Below are 17427 nucleotides of genomic sequence, written 5' to 3'. Positions count from 1 at the left end.
GCTCGGGTTCGTGGACTGGCTTTGGCAGTGGTGGGACAGCGTCGAGTTGTGGCTCGTGCAGCTGCCCGTCGCCGTGCAGTTCCCCGTCGTGATGATCGTGGTCCTGCCGCTCTGCCTGGGCGTTGCGCGGCTGATCGACCGCGTCGTCGACTGGCGGGCGAAGAACCCGGCGTCGCTGGTCGACGCGGCTCCCGAGCCCGAGCCCGAACCGGAGAAGGTAGCCGCGTGAGCCCTGGTCGTCGCCTGACCGTCGCACTGGTCGGGCTCATCGCCCTGGTCGTGGTCGGCTGGTTCGTGAAGGACAACGTCTCCGGCACGGGGACGAGCCCGGGCAGCAGCGGCTCGCCGAGCACGTCGGTATCCGTCCCGGCGGGCGGGGTTCCCGGCGCGAAGGTCTCGGGCCTGGACGTGCAGGCGCTGTCGAAGCTGCCCGCCGAGGCCGTGAAGACGTGGAAGCTGATCGAGTCGAACGGCCCGTTCCCGTATCCGCGCAACGACGGCGTGACGTTCGAGAACCGGGAGAAGCGGCTGCCGCAGCAGAAGTCCGGGTACTACAAGGAGTACACGGTGCCGACGCCCGGTAGTCCGGACCGCGGCCCGCGCCGGTTCGTCACCGGTTCGGAAAAGGAAGTCTTCTACACCGGCGACCACTATTCGACGTTCGTCGTCGTGGACGTGAGCAAATGAAACGACACATTCTCGTTTCGGAAAAGTCGGCGGCGATCTCGGCGATTGCCTCCGCGCTCGACTTTCCGTCGTGGTTCGGGCAGAACCTCGACGCGTTGTACGACAGCCTGACCGATCTCTCGTGGCTTCCTGCCGGTGAGTACACGTTGGTCGTCCCGGTTGATTTGGACTCTTCCGTTGTGCAGGTTCTGCGTGACGCTGCGAAGCAGAACGCTGAATCAGGTGACCGGAAACTGCGCGTGATTCGCACGGAACGGTGACTTGGGCTGCGCTTCTCCCGTCCGGAGTGGACAGTGCAGCCCATGGGAACGCATTTCCGCCGTTTGAGCTGTGTGCTCGGCGTCGTTGCTGTTGTGGGCGTGCTGTGCCCGGCCGTCTCGTTCGCCGGTGACCCGAACTGCTCGCAGGAAGACCCCTTCACGCCGTTCGACACCATCGACGGGGACAACCCGGTGACGATGCAGAACGGGCGCGTGATCGAGCTGCGCGCGTCGAACCGGTCGAAGTGCGCGTGGGCCCGCATCTCCTCCGGCACGCCCGGTGAGGAGATCTGGGCGGACCGCAAGGACCCCTCGGCCAACGAGCACGAGGGGTTCCTGGGCTACGCGCGGATCGACTCGGGCACCGCCAAGTACACCGAGGCGTTCAAGAACGACGGCAAGGTCATGCGCGCCTGCGGGTCGTCGCAGGGCGTGATCGACTGCACGGGCTGGTTCTAGTCAGCTGGCATCCAGGACGGCTTTCGCTTCTCCTTGAACGCCGTGATGCCTTCCTGGCCCTCGGGTCCGCCGAAGTGCCGTGCCGACAGTTCGAGCATGTCCGCGAAGACGGCGCCGAGGTTCGTGGACCGTTCCTGCTGCAGCATCTGCTTGGTGGCGGCGAGAGCGCCGGGAGCGCCGAGCGCGAGCATGTCGGTGTAGCGGCGGACCTCGGCGTCGACGCCGTCGACCGGTACCGCGGAGTTGAGCAGGCCGATCTCCTTGGCGCGGCGGGCGTCGAACGCCTCGCCGGTGAGGAACAACTCGTGAGCCTGGCGGGGGAGCAGGCGCGGCAGCACGGTCACCGAGATGACGGCCGGCACGACGCCGATCCTGACCTCGCTGAACGCGAACGTGGCCTCGTTGGCCGCGACGGCGATGTCGCACGCCGCGACGATGCCGACGCCGCCCGCGCGAGCCGGCCCCTTGAGTGCGGCGACGACGGGTTTTGGACTGGTCCAAAGCTGCTCGAGGATCGCGGGGAACTCGTTGACGCCCTGGTCTCCCGCGCTCGCGCCGGCGGCCTCCTTGAGGTCCATGCCGGAGCAGAACACGGAACCCGTGTGGGTCAGCACGACCACGCGCACCTGGTCGTCCTGCGCGGCTCGGCTCAGGTGCTCCTTGAGCTCGCCGCGCAGCTGTGACGACAGGGCGTTGCGGTTGTGGGGAGAGTCCAGCGTGATCGTCGCGATGCCACGCTGCACCTCGTAGTGGACCAGCTCGTCTGCCATGTGGCTGACCTTAGCCGCCGGGGTTGTTGACAGCATGCTGTCATTAGTGACAGTCTACTGTCATGACACAGACGGTGTACCTCGTTCTCGCCGATGACCTCGCTGACTGGGAGTACGGGCACGTGGCGGCGCAGGTGAACCTGCAGCAGTTCCAGGTGCGGCCGGGACGATACGAGATCAGGACTGTCGGTCTGACGCTGGAACCGATCCGCACGCTCGGTGGTGTGCGGATGCTGCCGGACGTCGCTCTTGGCGACGTGTCGCTGGACGACGCGGCGATGCTCGTGATGCCGGGCGGCGACGGCTGGGAGAGCGGCTCGCTGGCGGCGTTCGGCAAGCTGGCGCGCCGGTTCCGCGAGGCGGGCAAGCCGGTCGCGGCGATCTGCGGTGCGACGGTGGCACTGGCGGCCGAAGGGCTGCTGGACGACGTGGCGCACACGTCGAACTTCCTCGAGGGACTGGGTTCTTACGGTGGTGCCGCGCTGTATCGCGACGAGCGGGTGGTGCGCGATGGCGGTGTGATCACGGCCGGCGGTGCGAGCGCTTTGGAGTGGGCGCGCGAGATTCTGGCCGAGCTGGAGGCGTTGTCGCCGGCCACGTTGCAGGCCTGGTACGAGTTCAACCGCGACGACACCGCCGAGGCGTTCGGGAAGCTGGTGGCGAGTGTCCAGGAGTGAGTCCGGCGACGTCCTCACCGACGTCGTGATGCGCACTTTCCGTTTGTACGGCGCGTTTCTCGACGCGGCGGAGGTGATGACGAAGCCGGTCGGCCTGACCGCGGCGTGGTGGCAGGTGCTGGGCGCCGTGCTGCGCGAGCCGTTGTCGGTCTCGGGCATCGCCCGCGAGATGGGGCTGGCGCGGCAGTCGGTGCAGCGGATCGCGGACCTGTTGGTGGACAAGGGTTTGGCCGAGTACCTGCCGAACCCCGCGCATGCCCGCGCGAAGCTGGTGCGGCCGACGGACGAGGGTTTCGCGGCCATCGAGCGGTTGCGGGACGCGCAGCACGAGTGGGCGAACCGCGTCAGTGCGCAGGTCTCGCTGGAAGACCTGCGCACGACGCTCGAAACCATGACCAAACTTGTCGCGGCTACGTCGTGATGCCCGGCAGGGGGTGGGGCATCACCAGCCGAACTAGCCGATGGTCGTGGTCGTCAGGACGGGGCTGGGGTCCGGGTAGCCCTTGGCCGCGGCGTTGATCGGGAAGCCGATGACCAGGACGACGGCGGTGAAGGTCAGACCGGGCGCGTCGTAGCTGGTGCCGCCCAGCTTCGTGGTGATCGTGCCGGTGCCGCCGGCCTGGAGGTTGATCGTCACGGTCGGGAGTTCGAAGTCCGCGCCACCCTTGATCGGCCCAGGCACGTTGAGCACGACATCGTTGCCCTGCACGGCAACCGTCGGCGTGCCGCCGAGCCCCGCGCCGCCGGACAGCGAGGCGGACTGGAACTTCGAGTTGCCCGGAACAGGCAGCTTGAGCGCGAGGCCCTTGATCTCCCGCACCGTGCGCCCGCCGGCCTCGGACGGGATCTTGTTGGGCGCGGGGTCGATGGTGACCTTGAGAATTCCGTTGGGCGCGACGGTCGCCGGCGCACTCGCGTCGACGCCCTGGTCGAGCGTGAAGTCCGACGTCTGCCCGGCGGCGCTCGCCCGGAGCTTGTAGGTGATGGTCTGCGGAGCGGCTGCTGACGCGTTGGTGGCGAACATCAGCATCGGTACCAGTAGCAGGGACCCGATTCCGGCTAGCTTCATGGCCTCTCCCCGATGAGTGGACGAGGGACATTTCCAGCACGCGGCGTAGTCCTCTGACTACTCATGAGTAGGTTTCACGTCAACAGTTCACAGTTCACATCGCCCGAACGGCTCTGCACATTCGATCTTGTGGCGGCGGCCGGAAGTGCACATCGGCGCTCGGCGAGGGATCGTTCGGGTCGAATCTGTTGTGCTAGCATGGACGCAACGCCTTCACCAGTAGGTGAAGGAAGTGAGCCCAGGTGCGCTTCCGGACGGTTGCTGCCTGGGCTTCGCGCTTTTCAGGGCTCGATTCGGGTGACCACGGGACTGATCCGCCTGTGCCAGTCCCCTCCGGCCCCCATGCACCAGGCGACGGCATCGCTCACCCAGAGAGCGGGTTCGGCGGACGACTGGATGTGCTCATAGACGATGCCCGCGTCGCGAGCCTTCGTGTGCGCGAGTACCACACGATCGCGTCCGTTGCCCGCATGATCGCGTGAATCGAGGACGAGCCTGCTGACGCCGCGGTCGACTGCTTCGGTCACCAGTCGCTCCAGCAGGACAGCGCGCGCGGAATCGCCCTTCTCGCTGCTGGACAGCACGACCACTTCGAATGTGCGCTCGACGATGCGCGACACGATGAACTTGCGGCGACTGTCCTTCTCGGACTTGAAGTGCACTCTCCGCTCACCGGGCAGGAGGAGACTCCGCATCAGCGACCTGGTCGAGTGCAGTGCGGCGGGAGCGACGAGCGTCGCGGCCAGCAGGTGGCCACCGCGTTCCGTCTCGTCGACGAACATGTGCATCCAAACAGCATCCCAGGCGGCACCGACGAAACCTGTTCGGGTGATCACATCAGCGGAGGCAGCCAGCCTCGGCTCATCGCCACGGTCACCGCAGCTGTCCGGTCACTCACGTCCAGCTTCGTGAACACGTGCAGCAGATGGCTCTTGACGGTCGCCTCGCTGACGCTCAACTCCTGACTGATCGCGACATTGGACAGCCCACGCGCCACCAGCCCGAGCACCTCGGCCTCCCGAGCACTCAACCCCGGCCGCTGCACCGCACTCACCAGCTTGGTGGCCACGGGTGACGCCAGCACGGTCTGACCACGCGCAGCAGCCCGCACGGCCTCGATCAGCTCCTCGCTCGGCGCGTCCTTGAGCAGATACGCCGTCGCACCAGCCTCGATAGCGCGCAGGATGTCGCCATCAGTGGCGAACGTCGTGAGCACGACAACCCGGCACGCGGTCCCCGCGACGACCTGGGCCGTGGCGGTGGCGCCGTCCATGCCTGGCATCTTGAGGTCCATCAGCACCACGTCCGGCGCGAGTTCCGCAGCCAGCCGCACGGCCTCCGAGCCGGACCCGCACTCGCCGACGACCGACAGGTCCGGTTCCGCCTCGAGGATCGTGCGCAGCCCGAACCGGACCACGGGGTGGTCGTCGGTCAGCAACACCCGGATCACGCGTCCTCCAGAAGCACCCGCACGTGCACTCCCGAGCCTGGGGCAGAACGGATCTCGAACACTCCGCCCGCACCCCTCACACGGTCGCGCAGCCCATCCAACCCGAACCCGCGCGCAGCCTCCGGACCGAACCCGCACCCGTTGTCCACGATCGACAGTGCGACCCCCGCGGAATAGTCGAGAGAGACGGTCACCGACGAGGCGTGCGCGTGCTTGCGGACGTTGGCCAGCGCCTCCTGCGTAACGCGCAACAGCGTGATCTCGCTGTCGGGCGGCAACGGGCGATAGTCGCCGGTCAAGGTCATCGAGGCCGAGAGACCGAGTTCGCGGCCGAGCCGGGAAGTCAGGCGTTCCAGCGCGGCGGGCAGCGAAGAGCCGTCGAGAGCAGCAGGAGTGAGAGCGGCTACCAGGGAGCGGATCTCGGCCAGGTTCTCGGCGGTGGTCTGCTCGGCCAGAGCCAGATGTCGTTCGCGCACCTCAGGATCAGCTGTGGTGCGAGCGGCCCGCAGCAGCAACAGCACCGAGGTGGCGCCCTGAGCCAAAGTGTCGTGGAGGTCGCGGGCGAGGCGTTCACGTTCGGTGAGCACGCCGGCTTCGTGGCTGACGTCGGCCAGCAACGCCCGTTCGCGGCTCTGGGCGATGATCCGGGCGATCCACAGGCCCAGCATCACGGCGGGAACCACGCTCAGAAAGATGATCACGGCCGCGCCCACGGAGTCCTGGCTGAAGCTTCCCGTCACCAGCACGACGGTGCCGATCGACAGGGACGTCAGCGCGGTCGCCCAGATCGCCAGGCGTGGTTGCAGCAACGACCAGATGTGCGGGTACAAGGTGAAGAACAGCACGGAGAGTGCGGGCACCAACGCGAACATCGCGATCACCAAAGGGATCGCCACGGCCAGGTACCGGACGCCACGTGCGTCGCGGGCCAAAGGCGCCCCGACGCGCCAGTACCAGACGCACAACGCGGCCAGTAGCACGAGCGCGAAGGGCTGGACCCGGTCCTCGGCGAGCACCAGCACCACACCGACCAGAGCGAACACGGCGAAGGCCACGTGCCAGGCGACCTTGGTGCGGTCCCAGGCGTCATCGGAGGACACCGGGAAACTGTGCGGCCACGCGCGCGAAAACACCAGTAGCCGGTCGACTGACCCGCAAACCCACCGGACCGTCGATGCGGGCAGAACACCGGAGAAGCCAGCATTCCCGGCCATGACGAGAAAGAAGTCCAGCCTGGTCCTGCTCATCCTGTCGATGGTCTACGCGGCCGTGGTCGGCCTGCTCGCGGTCACCGACTCGAGTGCCCTCACCGCCGTCGCGATCGCCGGGGGAGCGTTGCTCGGCATCGGCTGGGCGACCTCGGGTTACCTCTCGAACCAGAGGAGCTAAGCCGCGACGCTCTGGCGCGCCAAGGCCTGGTCGTACCGGTCCAGCACCAGCTGAGCCATCTCGACGTCGTCACCGAGCGGGCGCGCCACCACGGCGTCGCCCGCCAGGGACGCCACCTTGTCCGGCAGCAACCCCGGCGCGAGAAACCACGACGCCACGGCGATCCGGGTGGCCCCGCGAGCCTTCAACCGCTCGACAGCGGTGGGCACGTCAGGCGAGGCGATCGAGGCGAACGCGGCCTCGACCCCGGCCCACCCGGACTCGCGAGCCCACCGCCGGGCAACGCGAGCCACCGCTTCGTTGGCCGGACCGTGCGACGACCCGGCACCGGCCAGGACAACCCCCAAAGTCCGGTCCCCGAAGGAGACCCCGGCCTCGGACAGCCGCCGCAACGCCGCCGACTCCAACCGCGGATCCGGCCCCAGCACATCGGTCACGACAGCAGGCACCCGCGACTCGGCGACCGCGGCCGGAACGTCCACCCGTGCGTGATAAGCCTTGCCCAGCAACAAAGGAACGACCACCGACGGCCCGCGCAGCACGTCGCTCAACCGAGGCGCGCACAGGTCCAGGAAGCACCCGCGCACGTCCATCTCGGGCCGCAACGACCGCACGACGTCCAGCAACTGATGGATCGACGCGGCCGACCGGGGATCACGACTGCCGTGGGCAACGGCCACAAGCGGGATCCCAAAAGAAGTCACAGCGCCCCCGTCAGTCCACGGGCCCGCAGCACAGCGCGCTCCAACGGCCGGAACAGCATCAGCTCGATCCCGATGCCCACCAGCAGGATCAAGAAGATCGCCGCGATCACCATGTTGATGTCGTTCAACGACGACCCGTTGTGCAGGTACTGGCCGAGCCCGACACCGAGCTGCGGCGAGGTCGCGATGATCTCCGCGGCCATCAGCGACCGCCACGAGAACGCCCAGCCTTGCTTCAACCCCGCCAAGTAGCCGGGCAGCGCGGCGGGCAACAGGATGTGCCGCGCGGAAGCCAACCGTCCGGCGCCTAGAGCACGTCCCACCCGAGGCAGCAACGGCGGAATCTGGTCGATCCCCGCCACCAGCCCGTTGGCGATCGACGGCACCGACCCCATCAGCACCACGAAGTAGATCGTGGACGGCGTCACGCCGAACCACAGGATCGCGGCCGGAACCCAAGCCACCGAGGGAAGTGACTGCAGACCGGTCAGCAACGACCCGATCGCCGCGCGCACCACCCGCACCTTGGCGACCAGCAACCCCAGCGGTGTCGCGATCAGCACCGCCGCGATGAACCCGAACACCGCGCGGTGCAACGAGGTCCACAGGATGCTGAACGCCTCACCCGTACCGATGCTGCGCACGAGTTCGTCCCACACGGTGGCGGGCGCGGGCAACTGGAACTCCGGCAGGATCGCCGACGCCCACAACGCCTGCCACACGCCCAAAAGCAGTGCGAACGCGATGATCGGCGGCACGCCGGTCTTCAGGAAACGGCGCCAGACCGGCGGCTTGTGCGCCTCTATGGGCACGTCCAGCGCGTCGAGGCCGGCGCCGACCTTGTCGAGAGTGTCAGGAGGCGTGACCACTGATGACCTCTCGCAGGTGCGTGTTGATCTCGTCGAGAACCGTGTCGGACGAATCCGTGACGTCCCACTCCCGCACCACACGGCCGGGGCGGGAGGAAAGCAGCACGACGCGCTGACCGAGGCGCACGGCCTCGCGGACGTCGTGCGTCACGAAGATGATCGCGGTGTTGGTGGTCTCCCACACGCGCAGCAGCTCGCTCTGCAGCACGTCACGCGTGATGGCGTCCAACGCCGCGAACGGCTCGTCCATCAGCAGCAGGGCGGGAGCACCGTCAGCGGACACGGTGGTGGACGCCAGCGCGCGGGCCAGAGCCACGCGCTGACGCATGCCACCGGAAAGCTCGTGCGGACGCTTGTCCGCGACATCACCGAGCCGCACGAGCTCCAGCAGCTCCAGCGCGCGACGCTTGCGCGCCAACCGGCCGACACCGGCGAAGCGCAGCGCCAGCTCGACGTTGCGGGTGGCGGTGAGCCACGGCATCAGAGCGGGCTCCTGGAACATCACGGCCGGGCGCGACGTGTTGAGCTGCAACGAGCCCGACGACGCGCCGTCCAGACCGGCGACGATGTTCAGCAGCGTGCTCTTGCCGCAGCCCGACGCGCCGAGAAGACACACGAACTCACCCGGCTTGACCTTGAGGTCGACGCCGTCGAGCGCCACCACGGCCGAGCTGCCGTGGCCGAACACCTTGCGGACGCCGGCCAGTTCGACAGCGGTGTCCACAGTGGACAAAACAGTGGTCTCGAGCGTGGCGGTCATGATCGTGTGCCTTCCCCTCGGCTACTTCTTGTCCAGTCCGGCTGTCTGCACCTGCGGCTTGCCCTGTGCCTGAAGAACCTTGTTCAGCAACGTGAAGTCGGCGTACCCGGCGACGTTCGCCGCCTCGGTGGCCACGCCCGCGGTCACGGCGTCCTTCGCGAGCTGCGGGAAGGTCTTGGCCTGCGCGTCGGTCGTGAGCTCGATGTTGTCCCACGCGGCGTCGAGGATCTTCTGGCCGAGCTTCTTCGACGTCAGCTTCTCCAGCGCGGAGTTGACCGTCGTCTTCGCGTCGTCCTTGTTCGCCTTGCCCCAGTCGACCGCGGCCACGTGGCCCTTGAGCACGGCCTCGACGGTCTCCGGGTGCTCCTGCAGGAACTTCGTCCGCACGATGACCACCGTGGTCGGGAACTGCCCGCCCTCCCACAGCTCCTTCTCGTCCAGCAGGACCTTCGCACCCGCCTCGGCGACCAGGCGTGCCGACCACGGCTGAGGCAGCCACGCGGCCTGGATGTCGCCCTTCTTGAACAGGTCGAGCGACTGAGCGTTCTCCACGTTCGTGACGGTCACCTGGCCGGTGAGGTTCTTGCCCGCCAGGTACTTCTTGAGCGACACGTCCTGGGTGTTCGCGAGCTGCGGCGTCGCGACGGTCTTGCCCTTGAGGTCCTCGACCGAGTTGACGTCGGGCTTCACGACCAGCTGCGCGCCACCCGACGTCGCGCCGGAGATCAGCTTGACCGCCTCGCCCTTGGACTTCGCGTAGGCGTTGATCGCGGGACCGGACCCGATGTAGGCGATGTCGAGGGACTCGCCCAGCAGCGCGTTCACCTCGTCCGGGCCCGCGTTGAACGTCTGCGTCGTGAGCTTGGTGCTGCCGAGCTCCTTGGCGAACAGGCCCTTCTCGACACCGATCAACGCGGCGGCGTGGGTCACGTTCGGGAAGTACCCGATGCGAACCTCGGACGCGGGCCCCTTCGACTGGGCGGCGGGGGCGTCGCTGGAACCGGCGCGGCTGCAACCGGACAGTGCTGTCAGAGCGATCAGGGCAAGGGCAACGGCGGGCTTGAGGTTCACGGGAACATGGCCTTTCAGGGACCGGGGGAGACGAGGGCGTGGTTGTCGGGGGCAGCGGCGCTACCCCCGGTACAGCTCTCCACGCCGTCCTCAAGCAGCGGCAGCGGAGCCCCGACCAGTCCGGCGGCGAGCGTCGATCCGTCGCTCACGTCGATCACCAGGAACGACCCGGTGCGCCGGCTGAAGCTGTAGTCGTCCAGCGGTACTTCCTCCGCGAGTCGCAACGACACGCGGCCGATCTCGTTGAGCTCCAGCGAACCAGGGCTGTCCACACTGGACAGGTTCTGCTCGTCGAAGCGGTCGCGCAGCTCGGTGACCATCGCCTGCACGGTGCGCGTGCCGTGCTTGACGAGCACGCGAGCGCCCGGCCGCAGCGGCTTCTCCGCGAGCCAGCACAGCGTGGCCTCGAAGTCGTCCGTGACGGTCGGCGCGTTGCCCGCGGAGGCGATCAGGTCGCCGCGCGAGATGTCGATGTCGTCGGCCAGCAGCAGCGTGACCGACTGACCGGCCGCGGCTTCGGTCAGCTCGCCGTCCATGGTGTCGATCTTCGTGACGGTCGAGCGGCGGCCCGACGGCAGCACGACGATCTCGTCGCCCGGCTTGACCGTGCCCGCGGCGACCAGACCGGCGTAGCCGCGGTAGTCGAGGTGCTCGGCGGTGCGGGGACGGATCACGTACTGCACCGGGAACCGAAACGGCGCGTCGTGCGGGTCGGGCTCGACCGGCACGTTCTCCAGGTGCTCCAGCAACGTCGGCCCGGAGTACCACGGCGTGTTCGCGGACTTCTCCACGACGTTGTCGCCGGCCAGCGCCGACACCGGGATCTCGACGACCGCGTCCTCGGCGTAGCCGAGGGCAGTCGCGTGCGCTGTGAACTCCTTGGCGATGCGGGAGAACGTCACCTCGTCGTAGTCCACGAGGTCGATCTTGTTGACCGCCAGCACGAGACGCGGCACACCCAGCAGTGCGAGAACCGCGGCGTGGCGGCGGGTCTGCTCGATGACGCCCTTGCGCGCGTCGACCAGCAGAACCGCGAGCTGCGCCGTGGACGCGCCCGTCACCGTGTTGCGGGTGTACTGCACGTGTCCAGGCGTGTCAGCGAGGACGAAGCTTCGCTTCGGCGTGGCGAAGTACCGGTACGCCACGTCGATCGTGATGCCCTGCTCGCGTTCCGACCGCAGGCCGTCGACCAGCAACGACAGGTCCGGCGTCGCGAGACCGCGGTCGGCGCTCGCGCGGTGCACGGCGTCGAGCGTGTCCGCGAGCACGGACTTGGTGTCGTAGAGCAGCCTGCCGACGAGCGTGGACTTTCCGTCGTCCACGCTGCCCGCCGTGGCCAGCCTCAACAGGTCGCTCATTTAGAAGTACCCCTCCCGCTTGCGGTCTTCCATGGCGGCCTCGGACAGCCGGTCGTCGGCACGCGTGGCGCCGCGCTCGGTCAGTCGTGACGCGGCGACCTCGGCGATCACCGCGTGGATGTCGGCAGCGTCGGACTCGACGGCGCCCGTGCAGGAGCCGTCGCCGACCGTGCGGTAGCGAACCGTCTTGCGCAGCAACGTCTCGCCCTCGCGCGCGGTGCCCCACGGACCCTCGGCGAGCCACATGCCGTCACGCAGGAACACGTCGCGCTGGTGCGAGTAGTAGATGTCCGGCAGTTCGATGCCCTCGCGCTCGATGTAGTTCCACACGTCGAGCTCGGTCCAGTTGGACAGCGGGAACACGCGGACGTGCTCACCGGCGCGGTGCCGGCCGTTGTAGAGGTTCCACAGCTCCGGGCGCTGGCGCTTCGGATCCCACTGACCGAACGCCGTGCGCAGGCTGAAGATCCGCTCCTTGGCACGAGCGCGTTCCTCGTCCCGGCGTCCGCCGCCGAAGACCGCGTCGAACTTGTGCTGCGTGATGGAGTCCAGCAGCGGAACGGTCTGCAACGGGTTGCGCGTGCCGTCCGGACGTTCCTCGAGGCGGCCGTCGTCGATCCAGTCCTGGACCTTCGCGACCTCGAGACGCAGACCGTGTTGTGCCACAACGCGGTCGCGGAACTCGATGACCTCGTCGAAGTTGTGCCCGGTGTCGACGTGCAGCAGCGGGAACGGCACGGGCGCCGGGTAGAACGCCTTGATCGCGAGGTGCAGCAGCAGCGTCGAGTCCTTGCCGCCGGAGAAGAGGATCACCGGCCGGTCGAACTCGCCCGCGACCTCGCGGAAGATGTGGATCGCCTCGGATTCGAGGCGTCCCAGGGTGTCAAGCGTGAGTGTCATCCGTGCAGCCCACATTCCGTCTTCGACTGACCTGCCCATCGGCCGCTGCGGGCGTCCTGCCCCGGCAACGGCTTCGAGGTGCACGGCAAGCAGCCGATCGAGGGGTAACCCTCCTGCACCAACAGGTTCTCGAGAATTCCCTTTTCCTGGATGTAGGCGTTGAACTCGTCGTCCGACCACGGCGCGATCGGGTTGATCTTCACCAGGCCGTTGCGCTCGTCCCACTGCACGATCGGCGTGTTCGCCCGCGTGGGCGCGTCCACGCGGCGCACGCCGGTGACCCACGCGTCGTACTTCGCGAGCTCGCGGCGCAGCGGCACGACCTTGCGCAGGTCGCAGCACTTCGCCGGATCCGTCTGGTACAGCAGGCCGAACTCGCGTTCCTGATCTTCGACCGACTGCTTGGCCTCGGCGTTGACGATCCGCACTTCCGGGTAGACGACCCCGACCGCGTCACGCACGCCGATGGTCTCCGGGAAGTGGTACCCGGTCTGCAGGAACAGCACGTCGAAGTTCGGCTTCACCTTGGCGGCGAGGTCGATCAGCACGGCGTCCTGCATGTTGGAGGCGACGATGTAGCTGTCGCCGAACGTCCGCGCGGTCCACTCCAGGGCCTCGATCGCGGAAGCGTTGGCCAGTTCCTCCTGCGCTGCTTCGGCGACGATCTTGAGGTCCTCCTTGAGATCGCTCACTTCTTCACCTCCTGCGGCAGGTTGAGCCCGACGAACGAGACCTTGAAAACTCGGCGGCATCCGGTGCACAGCCACGCGTAGCTGGGTTCCTCCTGCGGGCGAAGGTCCTCATCGCCGCAGTAGGGGCAGTAGAACGGCGTCGCGCGTTCGCTCACTTCAGGTCACCCTCCTCGGCACGGGCGACCCACTGAGCGAAGCGCTCGTCTTCTTCGCGCTGGGCGACGAAGTTCCGCACGACCCGCTCGACGTAGTCGGACAGCTCGTTCGCGGTGACCTTGTGGCCGCGCAGCTTCCGGCCGAACCCGGCGTCGAGGCCGAGCCCGCCGCCGAGGTGCACCTGGAAGCCCTCGACCTGGTTGCCCTCGTCGTCCGTGACGATCTGGCCCTTGAGGCCGATGTCCGCGGTCTGGATGCGGGCGCAGGAGTTGGGGCAGCCGTTGATGTGCACGGTGATCGGCTCGGTGACGCCGTCGACGATGTCCTTGAGGTTGGCCTCGAGCTGCACGACGAGGTCGTTGGCGCGGGCCTTGGTCTCGACGATCGCGAGCTTGCAGAACTCGATGCCGGTGCAGGCCATGATGCCCCGGCGCCACGGCGACGGGTCGACCTGCAGGCCCAGCTTGGCGAGGTCGCTCTTGAGCGTCTTGACCTCGGACTCCGCCACGTCCAGCACGATGATCTTCTGCTGCGGCGTGAACCGGACCCGGTTCGAGCCGGCGCGTTCGGCGAACTTCGCGACCTCGACCAGGATCGACCCGGACACGCGGCCCGCGATCGGCGCGGCGCCGACGTAGAAGAGACCGTCCTTCTGCTGGTGCACACCGATGTGGTCGAGCTGCTGCTTGAGAACCTCCGGCGCGGGGCCGTCGATCATCTTGCGCTTGAGGTACTCGTCCTCGACGACCTGGCGGAACTTCTCCGGGCCCCAGTCGGCGACGAGGAACTTGATGCGCGCGCGGTGCCGGAGCCTGCGGTAGCCGTAGTCGCGGAAGACGCTGATGACCGCTTCCCACACGTCGGGAACCTCGTCCAGCGGCACCCAGGCGCCCAGACGCTTGCCCAGCATGGGGTTCGTGGACAGGCCGCCGCCGACCCAGAGGTCGAAGCCGGGCCCGTGCTCGGGGTGGTTCACGCCGACGAACGCGATGTCGTGGATCTCGTGCGCGACGTCCTGAAGACCGGAGATGGCGGTCTTGAACTTGCGCGGCAGGTTGGAGAACCGCGGGTCGCCGATGTAGCGCTCGAGGATGGTGTCGATCGCGGGCTGGCCGTTGATGATCTCGTCCGTGGAGATGCCCGCGACCGGCGAGCCGAGGATGACGCGCGGGCTGTCGCCGCACGCCTCCATCGTGGTGAGGCCGACCGCCTCGAGCTTCTGCCAGATCGTGGGGACGTCCTCGACCCGGATCCAGTGGTACTGGATGTTCTGCCGGTCGGTGATGTCGGCGGTGTCCCTGGCGTAGGTCTGCGAGATCTCGCCGAGGACCGTGAGCTGCTGGGTCGTGAGCGCTCCGCCGTCGCTGCGGACGCGCATCATGAAGAACTCGTCATCCAGCTCTTCGGGCTCGAGGGTTGCCGTGCGGCCGCCGTCGATCCCCGGCTTGCGCTGGGTGTAGAGGCCGTACCAGCGGAACCGTCCGCGCAGGTCGGCGGGGTCGATCGAGTCGAAGCCCCCACGCGCGTAGATGTTCTCGATGCGGGCCCGGACGTTGAGCGGGTTGTCGTCCTTCTTGCTGCGCTCGTTGGGGTTCAGCGGCTCTCGGTAACCGAGCGCCCACTGCCCCTCGCCGCGACGCTGCTTGGCTCGCGGTGACGTCTGCGGCGGGACCATCGCCATCCTCCGGGATTTCGAGGCGCTTGCGGCGCATGCGAGCCCAGAGGTGCTTGTGGTGGGGGCCTCGTCAGCGCACCAAGCGCCGACGGGAACAAATCAGCGCGCGGTTATGCCGAACGACGGCACATCGCGCTGGAGACACGACGGAAGTCGACGTGGCGCCGGGCCACGAGGCGAACTCCAGTCGAATGCATGTGACCAGTGTGCCTGGCGTCCAGAGCATGGTCCACCGCCAACCGAATGCTGAGATTGACGAGGGGAAGTTGACATCCTAGGCTGGTTTCACTCCGTAATACTTCTGTCACCGACAGACACTTCCCCTGGCTGGACACCGCCGTTCGGGCTGTGTGGGGGACACTTGGCGGCATGCCCTCCGCTCTGCCCGAAGGCGAGCCCGCGCCCGCCGACGGTTCGCTCCCCTCTTCCGCTCTCGCCGGCGTCGGCTCGCGTCCGTTCGGCATCTACGTGCACGTGCCGTTCTGCGCCACCCGCTGCGGCTACTGCGACTTCAACACCTACACGCCGGGGGAACTCGGCTCGTCCGCGTCGCCCGAGTCGTGGCTGGAGGGGCTGCGGCGCGAGCTGGACCTCGCCGCCTCCGTGCTCGGTTCTCCGGTGCCTGCGTCGACCGTGTTCGTGGGCGGCGGCACCCCCTCGCTGCTGGGTGCGTCGGGTCTGACTGATGTATTGGATGCGATATATCAGTCGTTCGGCCTGGCTGACGGCGCCGAAGTGACGACTGAATCCAATCCGGAGTCGACGTCTCCCGAGTTCTTCGACGGCATACGGTCGGCTGGATACACACGGGTGTCGCTCGGTATGCAGTCGGCTGCCCGCCATGTGCTGGCCGTCCTGGATCGCAAGCACACGCCGGGGCGTCCGGTGGATGCCGCGCGCGAGGCCCTCGCGGCCGGGTTCGAGCACGTGAACCTGGACCTGATCTACGGAACGCCGGGGGAGCGGCCCGCTGATCTCTCGGCGTCGCTGGACGCGGTGCTGGAGGCAGGTGTCGACCACGTGTCCGCCTACGCGTTGATCGTGGAGGACGGCACCGGCCTGGCCCGTCGTATCCGCCGCGGTGACCTGCCGATGCCGGACGACGACGTGCTCGCGTCGTCCTACGAGATGATCGACTCGGTTCTCGGTGGCGCGGGCTTCTCCTGGTACGAGGTCTCCAACTGGGCGACGTCGGCCGCCGCCCAGTGCCGGCACAACGTCCTGTACTGGAAGGGCGCCGACTGGTGGGGGTTCGGCCCCGGCGCGCACAGCCACGTCGGCGGGGTGCGCTTCTGGAACGTGAAGCACCCGGCGCGCTACTCGTCCCTGCTGGCCGAGGGCCTCTCACCTGCTGCCGGCCGCGAGCTGCTGTCGGCCGAGGACCGGCGGGTGGAGCGGGTGCTGCTGGAGCTGCGCCTGGCCGAGGGGCTGCCCGTCGACGTGCTGGACGACGCGGGCCGCCTGGAGGCTCGGTCGGCGATCGCGGACGGGCTTCTGGAGCCGCTCGACGACCGGTGCGTGCTGACCGACCGGGGCCGGCTTCTGGCGGACGCCGTGGTCCGGCGCCTGCTGCCCTGACCGTGATGTCCAGGGAGGTTGTTCCGGACGTGATGGCCTGTCGTGAACACAGGCGAAGCCCCTGGATGTGAAGTGGAGCTGTCCAGGAACCGATTCATGGTCGCAGACAAGACCGCCCGCAAGAGGGCTCAGCGCTACCGTGACGAAGGCGCCGAGGGCATGACCGACCGCAGTTCACGCCCGCGCCACAGCCCGAGTCGAACTCCCGAACCAGTGGTGCGGCAAGTCGTCACCCCGTGTTGGAGGCTGGGACCGGTGCAGATCGCAGGCCGGCTCGGGATGTCGGCCTCAACAGTGCACGCGATAGTGCTCCGCTGCCTGATCAACCACCTGTCCCGCATCGACCGCGTCACCGGCGAACCGTTGCACCACTACGAACATCCGCATCCGGCTCACTGATCCACGTCGACATCACCAAGTTCGGCACCATCCCCGACGCCGATGGCTGGCGCTTCGTCGGTGAACAGGCCAGCCACCCATCACCAGGCTGACCCACCTCCCCGGACGTCACACCTAGCGCGCGCGGATGTCGTGCTGGCTGCGCACTTCGGTGATGTGCTGCCCGCTCTTCTCGTACGTGACGGTGGCCCACCACAACCCGTCCGCCCGCCTGGACGCCTCCCAGACCAGCGTGCCGCGCCACCACTCGTCATCGCTCATGACGAGGCACGGCTTCCCGTCCGCGCGGTGCTGCCTGCCGTGCTCCTCCAGCCACGCGGGTGCGCAGCAGTAGTCGCACGGCTGGAGCTGGCCCGGACTCACGTCGGCCCACCGGACCTCGACGACCTCGTGCGAGTCCTTGCCGATCAGTCGAAGCCGGCCCTTGTGCAGCCACTCGCAGCTCGGGTCGCTGTGGTAGGTCCGGCCGCCTTTCGTGCGCCAGCCCTGCTCGCTCTCCACGGC

Annotated in this window: 23 protein-coding genes and 1 pseudogene; 9 read left to right on the top strand and 15 right to left on the bottom strand. The window is 68.0% G+C overall.

Annotation, left to right across the window (positions count from 1 at the left end; all coding sequences use genetic code 11):
- The first annotated feature begins 10 nt into the window (after positions 1 to 10).
- The 4 genes from ABZ345_RS32310 to ABZ345_RS32295 are packed head-to-tail and all read left to right on the top strand — an operon-like array spanning position 11 to position 1406.
- Positions 11 to 229, top strand: a complete 219-nt coding sequence (locus ABZ345_RS32310; protein WP_359857062.1) for a hypothetical protein — start codon at positions 11 to 13, stop codon at positions 227 to 229.
- The gene (locus ABZ345_RS32305; RefSeq protein ID WP_359857060.1) at positions 226 to 687 is read left to right on the top strand and encodes a ribonuclease domain-containing protein; all 462 of its coding nucleotides are present in this window, start codon (positions 226 to 228) and stop codon (positions 685 to 687) included. The genes ABZ345_RS32310 and ABZ345_RS32305 overlap by 4 nt, the downstream gene beginning before the upstream one ends.
- Positions 684 to 947 (top strand): barstar family protein, encoded by a 264-nt coding sequence (locus ABZ345_RS32300; RefSeq protein WP_359857057.1) that lies wholly within the window; start codon positions 684 to 686, stop codon positions 945 to 947. The genes ABZ345_RS32305 and ABZ345_RS32300 overlap by 4 nt, the downstream gene beginning before the upstream one ends.
- A gap of 42 nt (positions 948 to 989) precedes the next feature.
- The gene (locus tag ABZ345_RS32295; RefSeq protein ID WP_359857055.1) at positions 990 to 1406 is read left to right on the top strand and encodes a hypothetical protein; all 417 of its coding nucleotides are present in this window, start codon (positions 990 to 992) and stop codon (positions 1404 to 1406) included.
- Here ABZ345_RS32295 and ABZ345_RS32290 read toward each other — a convergent pair.
- Entirely contained in the window at positions 1403 to 2176 is a 774-nt protein-coding gene (locus ABZ345_RS32290; RefSeq protein WP_359857052.1) for an enoyl-CoA hydratase family protein, read from the bottom strand. The genes ABZ345_RS32295 and ABZ345_RS32290 overlap by 4 nt on opposite strands.
- 62 nt (positions 2177 to 2238) lie before the next feature.
- Between ABZ345_RS32290 and ABZ345_RS32285 the strand changes: the two genes are divergently transcribed.
- Positions 2239 to 2853, top strand: a complete 615-nt coding sequence (locus tag ABZ345_RS32285) for a DJ-1/PfpI family protein (RefSeq protein ID WP_359857049.1) — start codon at positions 2239 to 2241, stop codon at positions 2851 to 2853.
- Complete coding sequence (locus ABZ345_RS32280) at positions 2840 to 3274, top strand: MarR family transcriptional regulator (protein ID WP_359857046.1); 435 nt, start codon at positions 2840 to 2842, stop codon at positions 3272 to 3274. The genes ABZ345_RS32285 and ABZ345_RS32280 overlap by 14 nt, the downstream gene beginning before the upstream one ends.
- A gap of 33 nt (positions 3275 to 3307) precedes the next feature.
- On the opposite strand, the gene ABZ345_RS32275 is transcribed toward ABZ345_RS32280, so the two are convergent.
- The 4 genes from ABZ345_RS32275 to ABZ345_RS32260 all read right to left on the bottom strand — a co-directional run bounded on the left by ABZ345_RS32275 (position 3308) and on the right by ABZ345_RS32260 (position 6472).
- Positions 3308 to 3922: a cyclase gene (locus ABZ345_RS32275; RefSeq protein WP_359857043.1), complete on the bottom strand. Its 615-nt coding sequence runs from the start codon at positions 3920 to 3922 to the stop codon at positions 3308 to 3310.
- A 281-nt stretch (positions 3923 to 4203) separates the two neighbouring features.
- A complete protein-coding gene (locus ABZ345_RS32270; RefSeq protein WP_359857042.1) occupies positions 4204 to 4710 on the bottom strand; it encodes a hypothetical protein in 507 nt (168 codons plus the stop codon).
- A gap of 44 nt (positions 4711 to 4754) precedes the next feature.
- Positions 4755 to 5372 (bottom strand): response regulator transcription factor, encoded by a 618-nt coding sequence (locus ABZ345_RS32265; protein WP_359857039.1) that lies wholly within the window; start codon positions 5370 to 5372, stop codon positions 4755 to 4757.
- On the bottom strand, positions 5369 to 6472 hold the full coding sequence (locus ABZ345_RS32260; protein ID WP_359857037.1) for a sensor histidine kinase: 1104 nt from the start codon (positions 6470 to 6472) through the stop codon (positions 5369 to 5371). The genes ABZ345_RS32265 and ABZ345_RS32260 overlap by 4 nt, the downstream gene beginning before the upstream one ends.
- 112 nt (positions 6473 to 6584) lie before the next feature.
- Between ABZ345_RS32260 and ABZ345_RS32255 the strand changes: the two genes are divergently transcribed.
- Positions 6585 to 6761, top strand: coding sequence for a hypothetical protein (locus ABZ345_RS32255; protein ID WP_359857033.1), 177 nt, complete (start codon positions 6585 to 6587; stop codon positions 6759 to 6761).
- On the opposite strand, the gene ABZ345_RS32250 is transcribed toward ABZ345_RS32255, so the two are convergent.
- From ABZ345_RS32250 to ABZ345_RS32210, 9 genes are read right to left on the bottom strand one after another with little or no spacing between them, the layout of a single operon-like run.
- On the bottom strand, positions 6758 to 7450 hold the full coding sequence (locus tag ABZ345_RS32250; protein ID WP_359857106.1) for a sirohydrochlorin chelatase: 693 nt from the start codon (positions 7448 to 7450) through the stop codon (positions 6758 to 6760). The genes ABZ345_RS32255 and ABZ345_RS32250 overlap by 4 nt on opposite strands.
- Before the next feature lie 11 nt (positions 7451 to 7461).
- Entirely contained in the window at positions 7462 to 8334 is an 873-nt protein-coding gene (locus tag ABZ345_RS32245) for an ABC transporter permease (protein ID WP_359857030.1), read from the bottom strand.
- A complete protein-coding gene (locus tag ABZ345_RS32240) occupies positions 8318 to 9094 on the bottom strand; it encodes an ABC transporter ATP-binding protein (protein ID WP_359857027.1) in 777 nt (258 codons plus the stop codon). The genes ABZ345_RS32245 and ABZ345_RS32240 overlap by 17 nt, the downstream gene beginning before the upstream one ends.
- Positions 9095 to 9115: 21 nt before the next feature.
- On the bottom strand, positions 9116 to 10165 hold the full coding sequence (locus tag ABZ345_RS32235; protein WP_359857024.1) for an ABC transporter substrate-binding protein: 1050 nt from the start codon (positions 10163 to 10165) through the stop codon (positions 9116 to 9118).
- 14 nt (positions 10166 to 10179) lie between these two features.
- The gene (locus ABZ345_RS32230; RefSeq protein WP_359857021.1) at positions 10180 to 11523 is read right to left on the bottom strand and encodes a GTP-binding protein; all 1344 of its coding nucleotides are present in this window, start codon (positions 11521 to 11523) and stop codon (positions 10180 to 10182) included.
- Entirely contained in the window at positions 11524 to 12423 is a 900-nt protein-coding gene (cysD, locus tag ABZ345_RS32225) for a sulfate adenylyltransferase subunit CysD (RefSeq protein WP_359857018.1), read from the bottom strand.
- The gene (locus tag ABZ345_RS32220; protein WP_359857015.1) at positions 12420 to 13115 is read right to left on the bottom strand and encodes a phosphoadenylyl-sulfate reductase; all 696 of its coding nucleotides are present in this window, start codon (positions 13113 to 13115) and stop codon (positions 12420 to 12422) included. The genes cysD and ABZ345_RS32220 overlap by 4 nt, the downstream gene beginning before the upstream one ends.
- On the bottom strand, positions 13112 to 13270 hold the full coding sequence (locus tag ABZ345_RS32215; protein ID WP_030472080.1) for a hypothetical protein: 159 nt from the start codon (positions 13268 to 13270) through the stop codon (positions 13112 to 13114). The genes ABZ345_RS32220 and ABZ345_RS32215 overlap by 4 nt, the downstream gene beginning before the upstream one ends.
- Positions 13267 to 14946 carry a nitrite/sulfite reductase gene (locus tag ABZ345_RS32210; RefSeq protein WP_359857012.1) on the bottom strand — a complete coding sequence of 560 codons (1680 nt, stop codon included), beginning with the start codon at positions 14944 to 14946 and terminating at the stop codon, positions 13267 to 13269. Before ABZ345_RS32210 ends, ABZ345_RS32215 begins: the two co-directional genes overlap by 4 nt.
- Positions 14947 to 15315: 369 nt before the next feature.
- Here ABZ345_RS32210 and hemW point away from each other — a divergent pair, with 369 nt between their 5' ends.
- Positions 15316 to 16524, top strand: coding sequence for a radical SAM family heme chaperone HemW (gene hemW / locus ABZ345_RS32205; protein ID WP_359857009.1), 1209 nt, complete (start codon positions 15316 to 15318; stop codon positions 16522 to 16524).
- Between the two features lie 93 nt (positions 16525 to 16617).
- Positions 16618 to 16991, top strand: a pseudogene (locus ABZ345_RS32200) (leucine zipper domain-containing protein); the annotation flags it as partial.
- Between the two features lie 46 nt (positions 16992 to 17037).
- Here the strand turns inward: ABZ345_RS32200 and ABZ345_RS32195 are convergent.
- Positions 17038 to 17424 carry a hypothetical protein gene (locus ABZ345_RS32195; protein ID WP_359857006.1) on the bottom strand — a complete coding sequence of 129 codons (387 nt, stop codon included), beginning with the start codon at positions 17422 to 17424 and terminating at the stop codon, positions 17038 to 17040.
- Positions 17425 to 17427: the final 3 nt, after the last annotated feature.

The sequence above is a fragment of the Lentzea sp. NPDC005914 genome (assembly GCF_040629405.1).
Taxonomy (GTDB): Bacteria; Actinomycetota; Actinomycetes; order Mycobacteriales; family Pseudonocardiaceae; genus Lentzea.
The sequence above is the reverse complement of the archived record's forward strand: the minus strand, read 5'-3'. Positions and strand labels throughout refer to the sequence as shown.